The sequence below is a fragment of the Methanomicrobia archaeon genome, assembly GCA_016930255.1.
In the GTDB taxonomy this organism is placed as follows: Archaea; Halobacteriota; Syntropharchaeia; order Alkanophagales; family Methanospirareceae; genus JACGMN01.
This window is the reverse complement of sequence record JAFGHB010000067.1, coordinates 1-16,277: the sequence shown is the minus strand read 5'-3', so window position 1 is coordinate 16,277 and position 16,277 is coordinate 1. Positions and strand designations below refer to the sequence as shown.

14 protein-coding genes are annotated in these 16,277 nt (G+C 48.6%); 6 read left to right on the top strand and 8 right to left on the bottom strand.

Annotation, left to right across the window (positions count from 1 at the left end):
- Positions 1-156: 156 nt before the first annotated feature.
- Together ffh and JW878_09255 are read right to left on the bottom strand one after the other, a co-directional pair.
- Entirely contained in the window at positions 157-1,494 is a 1,338-nt protein-coding gene (gene ffh, locus JW878_09260) for a signal recognition particle protein (protein ID MBN1763242.1), read from the bottom strand.
- Between the two features lie 106 nt (positions 1,495-1,600).
- Positions 1,601-2,626 carry a phosphate uptake regulator PhoU gene (locus tag JW878_09255; protein ID MBN1763241.1) on the bottom strand — a complete coding sequence of 342 codons (1,026 nt, stop codon included), beginning with the start codon at positions 2,624-2,626 and terminating at the stop codon, positions 1,601-1,603.
- A 107-nt stretch (positions 2,627-2,733) separates the two neighbouring features.
- On the opposite strand from JW878_09255, the gene JW878_09250 reads away from it, so the two are divergent.
- The 5 genes from JW878_09250 (at position 2,734) to JW878_09230 (ending at position 8,964) form a co-directional block, all read left to right on the top strand.
- On the top strand, positions 2,734-4,365 hold the full coding sequence (locus JW878_09250; GenBank protein ID MBN1763240.1) for a 26S protease regulatory subunit: 1,632 nt from the start codon (positions 2,734-2,736) through the stop codon (positions 4,363-4,365).
- Positions 4,366-4,421: 56 nt separating this feature from the next.
- The gene (locus tag JW878_09245; protein ID MBN1763239.1) at positions 4,422-6,173 is read left to right on the top strand and encodes a proteasome accessory factor PafA2 family protein; all 1,752 of its coding nucleotides are present in this window, start codon (positions 4,422-4,424) and stop codon (positions 6,171-6,173) included.
- An 84-nt stretch (positions 6,174-6,257) separates the two neighbouring features.
- Positions 6,258-7,847: a proteasome accessory factor PafA2 family protein gene (locus JW878_09240; protein ID MBN1763238.1), complete on the top strand. Its 1,590-nt coding sequence runs from the start codon at positions 6,258-6,260 to the stop codon at positions 7,845-7,847.
- A gap of 154 nt (positions 7,848-8,001) precedes the next feature.
- A complete protein-coding gene (locus JW878_09235) occupies positions 8,002-8,232 on the top strand; it encodes a hypothetical protein (protein MBN1763237.1) in 231 nt (76 codons plus the stop codon).
- A gap of 21 nt (positions 8,233-8,253) precedes the next feature.
- Entirely contained in the window at positions 8,254-8,964 is a 711-nt protein-coding gene (locus tag JW878_09230; GenBank protein ID MBN1763236.1) for a hypothetical protein, read from the top strand.
- A 207-nt stretch (positions 8,965-9,171) separates the two neighbouring features.
- On the opposite strand, the gene JW878_09225 is transcribed toward JW878_09230, so the two are convergent.
- From JW878_09225 to JW878_09210, 4 genes are read right to left on the bottom strand one after another with little or no spacing between them, the layout of a single operon-like run.
- Complete coding sequence (locus JW878_09225; protein ID MBN1763235.1) at positions 9,172-10,065, bottom strand: hypothetical protein; 894 nt, start codon at positions 10,063-10,065, stop codon at positions 9,172-9,174.
- A gap of 43 nt (positions 10,066-10,108) precedes the next feature.
- The gene (locus tag JW878_09220; GenBank protein ID MBN1763234.1) at positions 10,109-10,798 is read right to left on the bottom strand and encodes an endonuclease V; all 690 of its coding nucleotides are present in this window, start codon (positions 10,796-10,798) and stop codon (positions 10,109-10,111) included.
- Between the two features lie 9 nt (positions 10,799-10,807).
- A complete protein-coding gene (locus tag JW878_09215) occupies positions 10,808-11,659 on the bottom strand; it encodes a methylated-DNA--[protein]-cysteine S-methyltransferase (protein MBN1763233.1) in 852 nt (283 codons plus the stop codon).
- Positions 11,652-12,386 carry a phosphoribosylformimino-5-aminoimidazole carboxamide ribotide isomerase gene (locus tag JW878_09210; GenBank protein MBN1763232.1) on the bottom strand — a complete coding sequence of 245 codons (735 nt, stop codon included), beginning with the start codon at positions 12,384-12,386 and terminating at the stop codon, positions 11,652-11,654. Before JW878_09210 ends, JW878_09215 begins: the two co-directional genes overlap by 8 nt.
- A gap of 129 nt (positions 12,387-12,515) precedes the next feature.
- Here JW878_09210 and JW878_09205 point away from each other — a divergent pair, with 129 nt between their 5' ends.
- Entirely contained in the window at positions 12,516-13,802 is a 1,287-nt protein-coding gene (locus JW878_09205) for a histidine--tRNA ligase (GenBank protein MBN1763231.1), read from the top strand.
- Positions 13,803-13,974: 172 nt separating this feature from the next.
- On the opposite strand, the gene JW878_09200 is transcribed toward JW878_09205, so the two are convergent.
- Together JW878_09200 and JW878_09195 are read right to left on the bottom strand one after the other, a co-directional pair.
- The gene (locus tag JW878_09200; GenBank protein MBN1763230.1) at positions 13,975-14,901 is read right to left on the bottom strand and encodes a DNA-protecting protein DprA; all 927 of its coding nucleotides are present in this window, start codon (positions 14,899-14,901) and stop codon (positions 13,975-13,977) included.
- Between the two features lie 4 nt (positions 14,902-14,905).
- Positions 14,906-16,126, bottom strand: coding sequence for an HRDC domain-containing protein (locus tag JW878_09195; GenBank protein MBN1763229.1), 1,221 nt, complete (start codon positions 16,124-16,126; stop codon positions 14,906-14,908).
- Positions 16,127-16,277: the final 151 nt, after the last annotated feature.

Genomic DNA, 16,277 nt, shown 5'->3' with positions numbered 1-16,277 from the left:
GTTCAACACTAAAAGGTATCATAGAGGGATCAAAGCCATACCAGCATCACTTTATACCGGGTAGTTTCAAAGTTTACTTAACAGTTTCGTGAAAGAAAGTTCGAAGGTTTGGTCCCTTACTTGTGGCTGGGATGGTTGATAAGGGGGTTTGGCCCCTTATTTCATCATATCCATCAATTTACCGATCGGCGCCCCTTTTATCATCGGCATCTTCCCGCGGCCTTTGCCAAACCGTTTCATCATCTTCTGCATCATACGATGATACTTGAGCAGTGCGCTCACCTCCGCCGTGCTCGTGCCCGAGCCACGGGCTATTCGCCGTAACCGCGAGCCGTCGATTATCTTCGGGTCAGTCAGCTCCTCCTCCGTCATCGAATCCATCATCACCTTGAACTGCCCCAATTTATCCTCCGTAATTCGGTACATGTCGTCGTCAATATCAACGCCCAAGCCGCCCAGCGGCATCATCTGCATTATCTTCTTGAACGGCCCCATCTTCTTCACCGCTTCTAACTGCGCATACAAGTCTTTTAACGTGAATTTACCCTTTAGGATGTCTGTATCTACGTCCTCCTCCGTCAGGCTCTCCTCCGCCATCTCGATCAATGACTTGAGGTCGCCCATGCCCAGCAGCCGCGAGATGAACCGATCAGCTTCGAATTTCTCCAGATCGTCCACCTTCTCGCCCGTACCGATGAACGCGATCCCGGAATTCGTCTCGGATACCGCAGACAGTGCGCCACCGCCTTTTGCCGTGCCATCCATCTTCGTTATAATAATGCCCGTAATCCCCACGGCATCGTCAAACGCCCGTGCTTGCACCGATGCCTGCTGCCCTATACTCGCATCCAGAACGAGGAACCGCTGCTCAGGCCGTATCAGCTCCTCGATGTCCCGTATCTCATCGATCATCTCCTCTTCCAGTGCATGCCGGCCTGCGGTGTCTATAATTTTAATATCGTACTTCTTGAACCGTTGTACGCCCGCCTTTACGATCGCTCGCACGTCCTTCTCTGTGGGCAGGTCGGCGCCATCATAAAAAGGAACCCCGATCCGCTCGCACAATTGCCGCAACTGGTCGGAGGCTGCGGGCCTATACACATCAGCGCAGATAACCGCGGTCTTTAAGCCTTTCCTCTGGAAGTATCGCGCCAGTTTCGCGCACGACGAGGTCTTGCCCGTGCCGTGCAGCCCGACCATCATGATCTTCTGCGACGCTAACGGCATGTCAACACCCTGCCCGAGTATATTGATCAACTCCTCGTAAACTACCTTAATCACGTGTTCACGCGGATTCAACGTCGGCGTCTCCGTCAAACTCCGCTTTCGTATGCGATTTGAAAGTTCCTTTACCAGTGCGATCTTCACGTCCGCCTGGATCAACGCCCGCTGGATGTCTCGCACGAGTTCTTCAACCGTCTGCTTATCAATCCGCTTCGCCATTGCGATCTTTTTGATCGAATCCTTCAGCGAACGGCTTAACTTCCCTAACATCTATCGGTTACACCCCACGCTTCCTCTTCTAATTAATAGTAGAGATAATAACATAATTGCCTATGCGTTCTAGCCTATGCGTTCCACCGGATGCCTGCATCCGTAATTAAAACTCCGATTCACCCGTTACCGTTATCCCCAGGTTTATCGCTACTTCTGCTATGTCCTCGCAATACCGCGCTATCCTCCCCAAGCTCTCCATGATGAAAATAGCGTGGATCTTATCGTTGGCGCTCCACTTTTCCGCCATAATCCGCTCATTTATGCTCTCAACATCCTCAGAGAGCAGTTTCGCCCCCTTTATCGCCTCGTTCGCCTTCTCTATGTTTATATCCGATAAAGACGCCAGGGTCTTCGTGAAGAGCTCTGTTGTACGAGTCCCGATTTCTTTTATACTTTTTATTCCTACCGAGGAGCTCATCATCATGGAATTCCTCGCTATGCTCTCTACATGATCGCCCATTCGCTCCATAGTCTTCACGATAATCCGGTATCCCAGACTATCACGCTGTCTGCTCTCCCCGATCTTCTTTGCGAGCTCGGGATCGCTGATCACCGCCTTGAGCTGCCGAACAATGAGTAGATAAAACCGGTCTATCTCGTTATCTCGCTCTATAACGTCCTCTGCACGGTTATGGTCGTTCTTCTCGAGCGCCGAGATCGCGTCTTCTAACATTGACACGATGATCTTGTACATACTCCGAATCGCATCGCGCAACGTGAAGTCCTCGTATTTCAAGAAGCTCTTGAGCACGATCTCCTTTGACGACTCGCCAACGACCTCCATGCCGATCAGTCGCTTCCGCACTTCAGCCTTTATCCTCTTGCGCTCTTCCGCTTCGAAACCGCCCGGAGATAACAGCTTCACAACGTCATAGCCAACGAGGTAATGCGCGATGAGATACCGGAAATTGCCCTCAAAGCTCTCCTTCTCCGAGAGCACGAGTTCAGCGTATTTTATCCGCTCTTCTTTCTCCTTCAACGGGGTTAATACAAGCGATTTGTCAGCACGTTGAACCAATGAGAGTTCGTCCCCCTGTTTCACACCTGCTTCCCGAGCCCATTTTATAGGGAGCGAGATGGTATACGTTGACCCACCAGTGAGTTGTATTTTCCGCTTCTCCTCTTTCATCCTCTTCCCCCTTTATACCCCTATATATATTTCATAGTAGTATATAAATATACGTGCACGCCGTTGGATTTTTATAAATTGATTGCTTACGTTTTAGCAGAGTAAATATGGAACAGGAGGACTACATTCCGCGATACGAGTACGAGCGATTGGAGAGCGAATATCGGAGATTACGCAGGAAATACGAGGAGACTGAGGCATATAAAGACGATCTAGAGCGGCTCGTTTCGAAATCGAGGACGCCTCCGTTAGACTGCGGGTTCATTGTTGAGAAACTTCACGACAGCGCTCTGGTGAATTTGAATGGAGCGTTAAAGGCGTTACCCTATGGTACGCTTACCGACAAAGAGATAGACGAGTTAGAAGAAGGGAAATACGTCTTTATCGGTCGCGTCCCCGATAAGAACAATCCAAGCGGGTTTACCATCGGGATTACGGCAGTGTATGACCGTATGGTGGATTTAGAGGTTGGAGAGGTAGAGGATCTGAGGAAGGAAGAGGATGAAGAGGGCTGGCTTGCGGAGATCTCCACGGGAAAAGGTCGCGGCAGGATTTATAAACGACTCAAAGCGGACGAGAAGGAGCTGATACGAGAGGGGATGAAGGTGGGACTCCTGCCTGGTACGCTGGATATAAAAAGGGGTTACAGGACGCAGGAATACTCGCGCTATGAAGTCACGAAGAGCCCCGGCGTGAGTTTTAATGACATCGGCGGCTTGACCGAGGTGAAGCAGGAGCTGGTGAAGAGCATTATTCTCCCCATGCTCAATCCTGAGGATTACACGAAATACGGCGAGAGTTCTCGTCGGATACTGATGTATGGCCCGCCGGGCTGCGGTAAGACGATGTGCGCGAAAGCCTTGGCATCGGCGTTACCGAACTGTGAATTTGTAAAAGTGGGTGCCGGCGAGCTCTTCACCATGTGGCTCGGCGAATCGGAGAAGAACGTGCGCATGGTCTTCAAAGCGGCGAACGACAAATTAGAGGAAGGAGAGAACGACTACGGGGTTATCTTCTTCGATGAGATAGACGCCTTAGCGCAAGAGCGCGGCATGTTTGCGGGATCGTCCGGTGCGCCGGAACGAGTGACGGGCCAATTACTGGATATTTTAGACGGGTTTTACGCCCTGCATCCACATCTCACGGTCATCGGTGCAACGAATCGTCTGCATCTTATCGATTCCGCTTTCCGGTCGCGATTCGACAAGATAATCGAGGTCCCCAAACCGGAGAGAGACGCGGCGCATTCCATTACGTCCATTTATGCAAACACCATACCTCTGGACCACTACCTGATAAAGGAGAAAGGTGGCGAGGAAGAAGCACGGGCGTATCTAGTGGACGCACTTGTCCATTACATGTACGATGACACGTACGTTGAGACGGAGATAGGGGAGATAAAGCGCGAGGAGGCGATAACCGGACGGTTCATCGCGCAAATCTTCGGCTATGCTCGGGACAAAGCGTTAGAGGAACGGACTATACTGATGACGGAGAAAGGCGCGATCACTGAGGAGGAACTGAGGACCCTGTGGGACCGGGAAGGGTTCTCGGAGATCTTAGATGCAGGAAGCAAGGCTGAGGAATTACTTAAACGATATAAGCACACGGAGGAGATCGGGGTGAACGTGCAGCACTTGAAAGAGGGTTTTGATAAGTTCGTGCAGAGGCGAGCGGAAGAGATCTTAGCCTCAGGGTACGGCGAGGTGCGAGCGGAAGAGACGGGCATGCACTACTAACTGACTGACGCCTTAGTATGATGTGCTGTGCTTCTATGATATATATCATATGAAAAATGGACCGAGAGGATTTGAGCAGATGGCAGGGGCTCGAGCATGAATTTCGAGTGGGCCTGAGTTCCGAATCGCCCGGATTATACAGGTATGCGCGATTTTATCATGTCGACGAGGTTATCCACGCACTCGAGGGCTATACGTTCTTCGATGGTGCGACTGCGGTCTGCTCGAAGATGCGTCGAAGGAACGACGGCTTCTTGAGGAACGGATCGCGGATTTATATCTGCACAGGCGGCCATCTGGAGATCGCAACGCCTGAATGTCGAAACGCGTTCGATGTGCTCAAATACGACAAGGCGGCAGAGGTATACATGCAACTAGGCGTGGAGAAAGCAAATGAACGATACAGTGAGAAGCTGAGGCGAAGGAGAACCTCCACGTATATCCAATGCTGGAAAGCGAACGTGGAGATAGACAAGCGGTACAGCAGGGGCACGCATGAGTCATATATAGTGGAGCGTAAGAATTTTGTAGGTCGCGAGCATCTGCTCATCCCGTTTCTGGTGCTTCGTAAGATCTTCTTCGGTGCTGGTGGCTATGTCGCGGAGAAAGAGGGCGTGAAGTATGTACTATCACCAAAGGCGATGGTCGCCCGGCGAGTTTTTACCGAATCGCCGTCACAGTGGCCGATTTTATCCACGCGAGACGAACCCCTGGGTTCCAAGGATTCCTATCGTGTACACGTCACGTCCGGCGAGGGAGTTCGGTCGGAGGTCACGAGGCTGCTCTGCAACGCCATTACGTCTTACGTAATCGACGCGATAGAATCAGGTAAGATTACGCATGTAGAGAACATCTGGAACCCGTTGCAGACGTTTAAGGATATTTCGGAGAACACGCACGGTGATTGGCGCATAAAATTGATGAACGGGCGGACGGAATTAGCCATTGATTATCTGACGAGTAACTATCTCGAAGCGATAGAAACGCTGTTCGCGGAACGCAAAGTATCATACTGGGACAAATACGCGCTTGACACCTTTAAAAGGGTTTGTGCAAAGTTTGAGCAGGGATTGCTTGAAGATCCCTACGTCTTTCGCCGCATCGAATGGGTAATGAAGTTGAAGGTTATAAAGAGCGAATCAAACGAGTTTTCATACAATTATATCCCCCGAGGGAAGTTTGATTACCGGAACATGTATTTGATGGACGAGCAGACGGAGCGAAAGATAGCCGCATCGTTTGCGTTTACCAATCTTTGCGATTACGACTTATACGAGTGCGTTGCGGATAAGATCGGTGTGGAGCGTATACTAACAGAGGAGGAGATAGGAGAGGCGTTGCTCTTCCCGCCGAAGGATTCGAGAGCCGAGTTACGGGTACGACTTGCATCAGAATTTGAGAATGCGACCCTGAGCTGGAACAAGATAACGATAAGTCGAGAGCCGAATGTGAAGATAGACATGAGCAGACCGAGCAGTGAGGAATATGCACGACTGTTTGAGCGTTATCCGGAACTCGCGCGAATGCCCAGTGCGGTCGTGGTCTTTTTCCGGGAGCAGAACCGAGAAGAAGGGGCGCGACAGGTTCTCGTGCGATTGCTCGCAGAAGATGAGGACATGCAGGGCTGGGAGGATGAGATAAGCGGTGAAATCCGGAATAGAATAGCCAGAAATCCTTATTTGGATTACCTCCTGTACGCGAACAACAAAACGTTCCTGTTTGACGAGCTGGATGGCTGGAATGAGGAAACGATACGGAATAAAATAGAGGAGATACGGAAGGAAGTGGGAAGCGGGCTGGAAGAGTAGAATCACTATCGTGCTATACGACGAATCTGAGCTATTTATTGCTTGATGCTTGATAATGGCTAGGCTAATAAGGGAGAGAAACGCGTGCCACGGGTAGGAACGGAGCATAAGATACGGGGAATCGAGCAGGAATATCCGGTGAGTGCAAAGGCGAGTTTCAACCCTTCGGTGCTCGTTAATGCCGCAATTCACGGGTTAAAGCGGAAGCAATTTTCACGCGAGGTGACCTGGGATTTAATTACAGAGGTATCGCAGGAACTGCACGAATCGCGGATAAGCTCTTCGTACGGCGATAACGGCTCTAGGATTTATAATGATCTGGGACACCTGGAAATCGCGACACCGTCGTACAACAATCCCTTTGATGCAGTGGCGTACGATAAAGCATCGGAGATCTACGCCTTCGTAGGGTCACGGGAGGCGAGTTTGGCGTTAAAAGAGAAAGTCGTCATCCATAAGAATAACGTTGCCAATTTCTTCACGTCCCCTTCACTCGAAGGCGGGAGGTGGCTAGGGAAGGGGAAAGGTAAAGGTGAGAAGATAAAGACGAATACGTACGCTACGCACGGGAATATCATCACCAAACGGGCAGCGTGCGAGGATTGGAGTCGCGTAGAAAGGGCACTCATACCCTGGGTCGTCACACGAATCCTGTTCACGGGTTCCGGCGATGTCGTTTCCGGCGATGCGGCCGGCAAAGAGGGCGTAAAGTTCGTCATTTCGCCGCGCGCGATGTTCGTTGCCCAAAAGTCGTCTCTTTCGACGACTACGATGCGCGGCATCCTCAACACGCGAGACCAGCCACATGCGGCACATCAGTATTGGCGACTGCACGATATACACTACGAGGCGCTTCGTTCGGAATACGCGCTCTTCTTACGCGATATCGCGCAAGCGCTGGTGATCCGTGCGTTTGAGTGTGGATTCCTTGATGATGCGCCGGAGCTGGAGAATCCGGTGAATACGTTCAGGAAACTATCCTTGGATACGCAGGACTGCAACTGGACGGTGAACTTGAAGAACGGGGAGAAGACCGATGCGGTAGCCATTTTACGGTTCTATCTCGACGCGATCGAGCGGATGCATGACGAAGAAGGGTCGGAAACGAGCAAATGGGACGACATCGGGCTCAAAAGCTTGTGGAACCTCATGGACGACTTGGAAGCGCGGCGCGTGGAGCGTTATGTCGATGGGATCGACTGGGTGACGAAACTGGCGCTGCTCGTGAATTACGAGCCGAAAACCGCGGCTGAAGGCACGAGCATCTGTAACCAGTACGCATTACTGGATGAGAGCGTGCTGCATCACCTCGACGGCGAGACGACGGCTACAGAAGATGACTGCCTTTACAACCCGAAGGATTCGTTCGCATTCGCTCAGGGCACGCTATCGCAGGTGGATTGGGCGTCACTCCCGGAACGTGTGGAGTACGCAATGGGGAACGCACCGGAGCAGACGCGAGATTTTTTTAGGGCTGAACTGTTGAAACGATTCGGCTCGCAGGTACGCACGGTGAGCTGGTCAACGATCGTGCTCGAGGACGCGAAGATAGTACTGGATGAGCCGTTCATGCTCAATAAGGCTGAGCTGGGCAGTAAAATGCGGGAAGGTGCGGAATTGAGCGAGATTTTAACTGCCGCGGAAAGTTTATATCCAGGAAAGGTAGTTCTATAATCCAGAGCGCACGGGTTATTCGTGCGTGATAGGAAATGATAAATAAGTACACAGTTAATAGTTTAGTACTGAATGGTGCTTGCACGATAGAAAGAGCGTGAAGTTAACGAATATAGCGTAACGTAACGTGAGCGTGGAGGTTTTCGAAGGGAGCATGGAAGAGGAAGAAGAAGCGATCGAGAAGGAAGAAGAGGAATCGATCGGTGAGGACGAGATAGAATACGGTGGTGACGATAAGGCCGACGAGATGGCGAGCATCATGGAACGGCTGAAGACGCGAGAGAAGAAGGAGAAAGCCGCAGACCTTATAAGCAGATTAAAGGGCAAGAAGAAGGCGAATAAGAAGATCATGCCCTATGAGATCTACGCAACGTCTGGTGAGTGAACATAGGGCTGGTTGAGAAGAATGGAGAATGAACATATAAACTCAAAGATACTAGAGGTCTGGAAAAACTATAAAAAAGAAAGTGGCATATACCATCCGATACTTTACCCAGATTTTAAAAAGGAGGGTATTTTATTTATTGGACTAAACCCGTCGTTCAGTAAAAAGGCATTCAGAAAAATTCTAAACGGAACGGAATACCAAAAAGTCAATATGATAGAGAAGTTGAAAAGAGAAAGTAATGATTTCGATTTCTTGATTTTACTGGAAAAACGAGCTATTGATGTTTACAATTATTTTGTTAAATTTCAAGAAATATCTAAAAGTTTAGATTTAGCATGTCAGCATATAGACCTGTTCTATTTTAGAGAAACAACCCAAAATAAAGCAAAAGAGAGGATTAGAAACTATGACAAGGCTAACAAGGCTAAAAAATTCAGCTTAAATAATTTCGGAATAAGTCAGTTAAGAGTTGCTCTTGAAATGATTAAAGAGATAAATCCTAAACTGATAGTTGTGGCAAATGCTTTCGCTTCAGATATAATTAATAACGGTAGTTTGTTTACAATAAGCGGTGAAAAAATTTTTAGAGAAAAAGGATATGATACTCTAGAAATTGATAATAAACAAATTCCCATCTTCTTCTCATCAATGCTCAGTGGTCAAAGAGCGTTGGATACTCATTCTTTAAGAAGATTAAAATGGCAGATTAAAAGAGTTTTTGATAAATAGATTGTGCCCACCTACTTACTCTTCACCAATTTCTGCCTCCGCAAAAACCGTTGCACTTTGGCTCGGTCTTCTACGGAAGACGAATATAACAGCGATTTAACGGCTCCGCTTCGCTCCGCCTAAATTCCTTACTTCGCTTGGAACTTCGTTAAATCGCATACGTTATATAAAATAGCACTCAGTATGAGAAAAGAGCAATAAATAGGCTTAAAACTCGGTGGGTTCTACATCTACGTCTCCTTCCGTGCCGCTCAGGTACAATCGGCTCCACCAGATAACGGCCAAAGGTTGAAGAATAAGGACAGACGCCGCCATGCTCAGCCACTGGCCGATATAAGGTATATTCCCGAGGATAATACCCGCAACGACGGCGATCACAAGTACGACGAGCCAGAGCAGGAAGACCTCGACCTTGTGTGCCATGAAGAACTGAAAGCCTCTTTTAACGCCGTCTACCGCTCCGAGGTCGCTTATGACAACGGCATACGGTGAGATTGCGAAGATAATACCTATAATGAGCAGGTAGAAGAGCATTATCACGAATCCTAAAAAGAGCAGTGTAAATGCTGCCAGATTCGTTACATCGGGTGGTGTTTTTGATGTTATTTCGGGCATTAGAGAGAACAGACCGGGGATCAGGAATATGACGCCTGCAAGCGCAATCAGAGCAACGATGAGGTTAGCGCCGAGTAGACTCACGAATTTCCGCGATCCGTAATCGGTCATGTCCGAGAGGCTTGTCCGCCCCGTTTTCATCGCCTCAGTCGCCATGCCGATGGCGCCCGCGCTGAAAAAGGTGGTTATCAGCAGCACTGAAATCCCGGTGATTAGAAAGGCAGCAACAAGGATACCGATATTCTGCAGAAGCAAGGGCTGGAGCTGTTGAACGAATTCGGGCGATATCTCACCCGGTGTGCTAGTGAGGGCTGGCGTCAATGAAGGCAATACGGGGCCGAGCACCATCATCAGGGCGCCACCGATGATTAGAGCCCCTGCAATAAGGGTCAGCAGCAAACTGAAGACGAATGGCAAGCAGATAGTTAAATTCTTCTTCCAGGTCTCAAATCCGCTGCGCAGTATATCGCCAAGCTCTTCTACCATCTTGCTTACCTCGTGTTAAATTCTGATTTGACGAGTATAAAAGCTAATCGTTTCGTTTTCGCTTGCTCAAATCACGCTTGATCGTATTCGCACAGAGATGCGCAATTCGGATGGGCTCTGGCAGTTTATGCTTGCGGATACAGTTTCTAATCAGCTTCAGCGAGGTATCCACCGATACTTTATGGCCTGGCGCTACGATAATGGGTTTACAGCCTTTTTTACTTTTGAGGTAATAGCCGACTTCTCTGTCCTGGTATTTGATTATGCAGGCTTCGTCGTCTTCCGTTGGTATGTTGCCTGTACCGCATAAGAGGCGTTTTGTCACGCCGATGGTCGGAACGTCCAAGGTTACGCCGACATGCGTGGCCAAGCCCGCGAACCGTGGATGGTTAATGCCGCCGCCATCGATTATCAGGAGTTCAGGCTTTATGTTGAGCGTGTGAAATGCGTTCATTAGAGCGGGAGCTTCCCGAAACGAGAGCAGCCCGGGAATGTACGGAAAATCCACCGGCATCACCGAGTATGCATGATCAACGAACTGCAGGGAGGGATAGTCAAGGAGCACAACCGCGGATATTATTCTCTCTTCGGCTTTGGAATCCCAGAAGAAAGCCTGATCTGCACCTGCGATTAATTTCAATTCTTTTAGATGCGGGTCGTCTCTTATCAGAGATTTTGCTGCGATTTCGGCCTGTATACGGTACAGCTCTTCGGTGTTTTCACGAATGGCCATAATAAATACCTACACCCCTGAACGTTTCAACTCGTTCAGCGGCTGCAATCGCTCGCGCATATCGCGCCAATGGCTTCCTTCCCAGTAGACCCGGCCGCAGTGTTCACAAATCCAGAAGTCCCACGTCCCGATCATGTGTACGGGCACATAATCCTTTGCCTTCAGTAGATCCACTTCGCTTGCCTTCACTTTTCGTATCAGTGCATTGCACTCGCTACACCTGATCGGAACAGGTTTAAGGTTTATTTTGAGGTTGTAACTGAGCAGCTCCTTCAGTTGCGCCATCACCTCGTCGGTCTTCATCTGCACGCAGTGCACGCCGTTTTTTTTCGCAGATGCCGCGAGTTCCTTGTCTCGTGTGAGAAGTATTCGAGCCTCACGTGCGGCAAACGCGGCAAGGGCGTTATCCTCGTCCTCCTCTTCCTCTTCTCTTCTTTCCCCTTCGTTTCGGACTATGTCCGCAGCGTAAACGGTATCGTGACCAAGGATACGAAGCCATGTACTGAGCTTTCCTAGCATTCTGTCAGTGAGGAATCGAGGTGTTTCCACTGCATCGAACCGAAAAAGTAGTTGCGGGAAGTTCACCACTTTTCCGCTCCTTATTGTGAGCCCTTCCTCGTTCAGAAGCTTTATTTTCGCAGCAACGCCCAGTTTGTACCCGCCGATAGTGCCGTCACTTCGCACGACTCGATGACAGGGTACTTGTACAGGAGTGGGATTTTTCCCGACTGCCTGGCCGACCGCACGCGAAGCATTAACCGAGCCTGTCAACGCTCGCGCTAACTCGCCGTACGTCGTCACTCGACCCTTCGGTATCTGCTGTATCAGGTTCAATACGTCCGCTTGGAATTTTTCACTCATGGTGAGAATACGCTTGTCTAAGGGCCGACACCGGAATGGAGCCATCGTGTATCGCCGTAGCGATCAGTGCGCCCTTTACTCCCAGCTGCTCCATTATAAGTAGATCCTCGTTACTCTTAACACCACCGCCGCAGAGGATAGTATGATCTGAGACCGCAACGGCACGTTCGAAGAACTCGAAATCGATGCCGCTTTTCGTCCCCACCCGGTCCAGTTCCAGTACGATTACATCCGGGATTGGATACTCATTCAGTTTCTGTAGTAGCGATAAAGGGTCACGTTTCAAGCGTTTATCGCGTGTCAGCACCGTCTTATTGCGGAGGTCAACACTCAGACATATCGGGATACTGCTTTTCGATGCCGCCTCAATCACGTCCAGGGATGCGGTCTCCGTGCCTAAGACGAAGGTGTCGGCGAGTTTGGCTTCAACCGCCTCCTTCAGGGCTTCAAATCCGTTAATACCATAATCCAGCATGATCTTCGATCCTCTATTTCGATTGTTTAGTTCCTTAAGTGTTTCGCGGTTATCGCCCGTGTTCATGAGCCTGTTGAGGTCCGCGAGGTACACTTCCGCGGGCTTTAGCTCCTCGACGATCTGTACGGGATCCGAAGACCGAACGATGGAACTGAAGCGGTTGATTGGTTTGTACTGGTCACGTTCGCCTCGCTTCGCGTGCACGACCGCGCCATCGAGTAGATCCATCACGAAGATCAATCTGAAGTTCATGGGTCCACTTTTCCGTTGTTTACCTTAGCCGTCCGTGATTAAACGGTATTATTTTATTTATGTATGTATGATCTTCGCTTTTTATTGTTTGGTACGTAAGCAGCGAATGGGAAACTAAGAGAGAGGAGCATGCGAATAGAACGGGCGCGCGGCACGCGTGATTTCCTGCCGGAGGAGATGAGGAAGCGGCGGCTAATGGAGGAGCGAATGCGCGAGGTTGCAGAGCGCTGGGGCTACGAAGAGATCCGTACACCCACGTTCGAGCGCGCTGAGCTCTTCACACTGAAATCCGGGCAGGAGATCCTGAAGGAGATGTACGAGTTCAAGGACAAGGGCGGGCGGCATTTAGCGTTACGACCCGAGATTACCGCGCCGGTGGTGCGCATGTACATAAATGAGCTGAAGATGGCGCCGAAGCCCTCAAAACTGTATTATTTCGGCAACTGTTTCAGGTACGAGGAGCCTCAGAAGGCGCGGTATCGTGAGTTCTGGCAGTTTGGTACTGAGATAATCGGTGTTGACAGCCCCGAAGCGCAGGCTGAGCTCATTGCGCTCGCTTTTGCCGTTCCGAAAGCGTTAGACGTACAGGCTGAGCTGCATGTGGGTCATGTGGGTCTGATTCGTGAGCGATTACGCGATGCTCAGGTAGCTGATGAGCTGATAAGCACGGTGATGCGATTGATAGACAAGGATGAGCGCGAGGCGGTAATCGAGCTACTTGGCGATTTGGGCGTGGAAGGCACGGTTATTGACGATTTGCTTTATTTAATCGATTTAAAAGGTAAGGACGCGTTACGAGAAGCGCGCGATCGCGGCATAATCGCCGGGGATAGCGCTGCGGGACGTGAGCTGGAAGAGCTGCTAGAATATCTTGATTATTACGGTGTGGAGTACACGTTAAATTTAGGAATCGCGCGCGGCCTGGATTATTACACGGGGATGGTGTTCGAGATTTACGAGATGGGCGGTAAGCTGGGCGCGCAGAGACAGGTATGCGGCGGCGGCTCTTATAGACTGGCTGCGCTGTTCGGCGGTGATGATATACCGTTAACAGGGTTTGCATTCGGCTTTGACCGCCTGGCGGAGATCTTCAGTGCGGACGAAACGGAGATGCAGCGAAAAGGCGTGGTCGTGGTGCCGATTCGGGCTGAGAACGAAGACCGCGACGTGCTGAAAGAGGCGATACGAATCACGTCTCGGCTGAGGGAGTTCGTGCCCACGCACATCGATTTGATGAACAGGAGCTTAAGCGCGCAGCTCAAGTACGCCAATACGCGCAACGATTCGTTCGCCGTGCTCGTAGGCGAAACCGAGCTGAAAGAAGGGGCTGTGACCCTGCGGAATCTCGTCACGGGCGAGCAGGAGAAACTAAGCGTGGAAGAGTGCGTAGCGCGGATAAAAGCATACTTATTTTGAAGATGAAAGTAAAAGAAGAAGATTCTAGCTCGTTTAAGGGCATAACGGATTTAAATTAAATCATTTCATCACTTTTGTTTCAGATAACAGTCACCAACGCCAGAGCAAGAATCACACTCACAAAGTCTTATCTCTTCTGTACTATAGAAGGGTAAGCGACCTTCACTCGATTTCAAGCAATGTTTTCTGTGTACTCCCCCTTGTAAATTCTCGATTCTTTCGCTATATTCCCAAAATCATCAACAGCTATAGCACCTCTAGCTATTAATTCGTTATTAGCACATTTTTCTTCTGGTGTTGCTTTTCGAACCAATATTTTTCTCCTTTTTCCAAGTCCATCAATAGCACCATTCCAAGTACCACCTTTGTTATCTGATTCTGCCACATAGATTTCCTCAGCAAGTCCATAAAGATAGACATTTCTCCCCATTGCTAAACCTACTGACCACCCTGCTTTTGGCGGGTAGGTGCTGACAACAAGAACACGACCTTCAATGATGTATTTATACAGCTTTTTGAATCCGCTTTTAAAGGTCATTATTCCCTGGGGCAGAATAACAATTCCCATTCCGCTATTTTCTATTGCCGTTTCCAGCGCAATTCTATCCACTCCCTTTGCGTATCCACTTACGACAACCTTATCCTCTGATGCACATTTTCTAGCTATTCGTTTGGTAAATTCGGCACCTTTATCACTCACATTTCGTGAACCCACAATCGCTGCTTTATTTTCAAAAAATAATTTTGTGTTCCCTTTAGCATACAGCAAAGGGGGAGCATATTTGGTTCCCAAGTTATTTTTTAATGTTATTGGATATTCTGGAGAATCAAAAGGAACTAACTCAACCCTCTCAGAAATAAGTTCTTCTGCTAAAAACGAGTTATTTTGTAGATCCTCTCTTGCTCGTAAGATATCTTCAGATTCTTTTGAGGATAGAGCGAAATCTTCTTTCAGAGTAGCGATATCACGAGAAAAAAATTCTTCGAATGAAATGTAATGGTTATAACCAATATCAACAAGGAGACCATATATACTCGCTGTTTTCCAGTTGGGAAGATGCGCCATGGTTATCCAGTTGGGATAATCTCCCGTTTCCATAATATTACCTCTCCTGTTCGTTTATAATTTTAATAATATCATCACCGTATTTTTTGATTGTCGTCTTGCCAAAACCCGTTATGTCTAGGAGATCCAAAAGAGAACTGGGTCTTGCTCGGGCAATGTTGTGCAGGGTTTTATCAGGGAATATGCAATAAGGAGGCAAGCTATTTTCTTCCGCTTTTCTGAGCCACCATTCCCGTAAAGCCTGAAAAATTTGGTCTTCATCTCGAACAGGAGCGTTATATTCTGAGCTTTCTTGCGGCATTCGCCCTATCCCATCTACATCTCTTATGTCCGCCGTATCTGTTTCAATTTCAGGTAAGTCTGGTTTATCGTCCATTATATCACCAGCAATTGTCTTCGCTATCACCAACGGTGCAATTTTGTTCACGCCTAACCTGCCCATTAATTTTCCGATCTCCTTGATTGTTGCTCTGCTATCGCAAATGTCGTCAATTAACAGAACATTTTTGCCTTTAACCTCGGCAGGATTCTCGTAGTCAAAAGCATCTTTCACATTATCATTTTTCAATAGGGAGTTCTGAAAGACCTTCTGAGGCTTTGTATCACGCCGTTTTACCAGCCCGTGAGAAATGGGTATCCTCAAGGCAGCAGATACTTTTTCAGCAAAATTCTTGACCAAATCGCCGGATTGCGTTGGTGGCACATAGACAATTAGGTCAAACTGCTCGCCATTAAAGTGGCTGTGATAGGCCCTCAAAACACCATTTAAAAGAACATCGGGGAAATCCCCGCCATTCTCATATTTGCAACGGTGAATAGTAGAGCCCACATTGGAAAAGCCGTAATTCGAGAATGCAACTCCGTTGACCAATTTGCTCTTTCGCTCTGAAAGAGGTCTTTCTTGTTGAGTCCTGGGAACTAATTCAATCTCAGGGCAATAATTATTCTCAAAATCGTCCACTTTTTGTTGCCAGTCCACATTGATTTCATAAGTCCATTTTTTACCCAGGCAATTGTCACATTTATCGCATACCCTTACGTCCTTATCTTCTAAATACTCGCAGAGATAAAACATCCTGCACTTATTGGTTTCAGCGTATTCCATGATTTTATCGAGTTCTTCCCGTTTAAATTTCCTCTGATTTTCAAAAACAGCAGTCTCGAGCTGAGGAGCATCAGATTGATATTGATATTTTCTGGAATGCCCTCCTGCGATCCCACTTACTATACCCTGCTCAATCAAATCTGCTATTATCATGCGAATTTTGTTTTTATTCAGATTCGTCCTTCTCATCAAATCATATTGTCCTAAAGGTCCTCTTTTTATAGTCAAAAACCAAACAATTCATACTTAACACCCTCGCCTAGAAACCGCTCGATCCAGCCATGCGCGAAACTAAGCCGGGATG

Bases quoted from the DNA above. Each gene is read 5' to 3' on its own strand.
- JW878_09220 (MBN1763234.1), bottom strand. From the start codon at position 10,798: ATGGCCATTCGTGAAAACACCGAAGAGCTGTACCGTATACAGGCCGAA.
- JW878_09195 (MBN1763229.1), bottom strand. From the start codon at position 16,126: ATGATAATAGCAGATTTGATTGAGCAGGGTATAGTAAGTGGGATCGCA.
- JW878_09215 (MBN1763233.1), bottom strand. From the start codon at position 11,659: ATGAGTGAAAAATTCCAAGCGGACGTATTGAACCTGATACAGCAGATA.
- JW878_09235 (MBN1763237.1), top strand. From the start codon at position 8,002: ATGGAAGAGGAAGAAGAAGCGATCGAGAAGGAAGAAGAGGAATCGATC.
- JW878_09205 (MBN1763231.1), top strand. From the start codon at position 12,516: ATGCGAATAGAACGGGCGCGCGGCACGCGTGATTTCCTGCCGGAGGAG.
- JW878_09250 (MBN1763240.1), top strand. From the start codon at position 2,734: ATGGAACAGGAGGACTACATTCCGCGATACGAGTACGAGCGATTGGAG.
- JW878_09225 (MBN1763235.1), bottom strand. From the start codon at position 10,065: ATGGTAGAAGAGCTTGGCGATATACTGCGCAGCGGATTTGAGACCTGG.
- JW878_09245 (MBN1763239.1), top strand. From the start codon at position 4,422: ATGGACCGAGAGGATTTGAGCAGATGGCAGGGGCTCGAGCATGAATTT.
- JW878_09210 (MBN1763232.1), bottom strand. From the start codon at position 12,386: ATGAACTTCAGATTGATCTTCGTGATGGATCTACTCGATGGCGCGGTC.
- ffh (MBN1763242.1), bottom strand. From the start codon at position 1,494: ATGTTAGGGAAGTTAAGCCGTTCGCTGAAGGATTCGATCAAAAAGATC.
- JW878_09200 (MBN1763230.1), bottom strand. From the start codon at position 14,901: ATGGAAACGGGAGATTATCCCAACTGGATAACCATGGCGCATCTTCCC.
- JW878_09230 (MBN1763236.1), top strand. From the start codon at position 8,254: ATGGAGAATGAACATATAAACTCAAAGATACTAGAGGTCTGGAAAAAC.
- JW878_09255 (MBN1763241.1), bottom strand. From the start codon at position 2,626: ATGAAAGAGGAGAAGCGGAAAATACAACTCACTGGTGGGTCAACGTAT.